Raw genomic sequence first — 1,251 nt, 5'->3', positions numbered from 1 at the left:
TTTCAACTATGACGGAGAGCGTCTGCTCTGGGACAATATCAATAAAGACTGGTCGGAGATCCTTATCCTGTATCTGGAAGACATCCGTACATACCGGCAGTACTATCTTGCGATTTTCACGGACAGAGGTCCTGTGCCACTGGTGGAACACTATTTTGACTATATCGTCAGAACGATGGCTCTGTATATGAAAGAGCGTACTTCTTCCGTGGGAGAAGATGAACTTTTTGCCATGCGCTATGTGGCATATGCAAACACATGCATGGCCAAGTACTGGCTGATCGACGGATGCAAGATGCCTGAAGAGGAGCTTGCCGCCAAACTGGTCGCCGCTTATCCTTCAATTCTGAAAGATACCTTGTCTTGTTACCTGGAACCATAACATAAGCCTGAACAGGACCTGCATTAACTCTAAAAGGACGGGATGCTACATATTCACTTTCCAAGCTTTCACTGTGAATAAAGAACATGGCTTTTGAATATGAACCTACCAACATGCCTTCTCCAGGTTTCATCATGGTGGTTGTATCAATACATACCCTATCCCCTGAGCCAACCGGTTCAAGATTTGTAATTGTCAAATCCCTAAGGACATAGCTTTCTGTTGAAAGATCATCAATAAGATTTGCAATTTCCTTTATCTGTCCAAAGTCTTTTGCTTCAAATATCACACCATCTGTACCTACTTCCAAGGTTTCCATAGCTACCTGTGCCTCACTGGCATCTCTTGCAGCAGCTATCAGATTAACATTTTCCTTCTGCAGGTCTGCTATGATATTTTCAAGAGGAATTATTGTCCAGTCGGTTCCAACAAGGATTATATAATCAACAACTTTACCAAGACTTACTGCCAATTGCTCATGCAATTTATCAGTAATTTCTATATAGGCGCATACAGTTTTTCCTACATTTTTAGCTTCCTTAGCCTTTGCAAGATCTGCTGATTCATTTAAATTGTCTTTAAGTTCAAGAGTTCCATCTCCTTCACCATCAACACCAACTAAATAGATATCAGCATCCTCATCCTGTGAAATAATTTTAAAGTTACCTACTTTTCTTATGTTTTCACCATCTTCCAAATCGACAATATGGTCAATTCCGGATTCAAGCGCTGTTGTGATTAATTCTTTCTTATCGTCCCAAGAAGTCTTTGGGGACATAATCCAAGCGAATTTATTTGGCAATGGTTAATCTCCTTTGTTTTTTTTAAATAAAATAAATTAAATTAAATTTTAATTAATTAATATTAAA

1 pseudogene is annotated in these 1,251 nt (G+C 39.0%); it reads right to left on the bottom strand.

Going from position 1 to position 1,251, the window contains the following annotated elements:
- Positions 1-341 precede the first annotated feature (341 nt).
- Positions 342-1,184: pseudogene (locus Q0138_RS02345) on the bottom strand (3-dehydroquinate synthase II); the annotation flags it as partial.
- Positions 1,185-1,251: the final 67 nt, after the last annotated feature.

It is taken from the genome of uncultured Methanobrevibacter sp. (assembly GCF_937906425.1).
Lineage (GTDB): Archaea > Methanobacteriota > Methanobacteria > Methanobacteriales > Methanobacteriaceae > Methanobrevibacter.
Note: the sequence above shows the minus strand (reverse complement) of the source record. Positions and strands in the feature narration are given on the sequence as shown.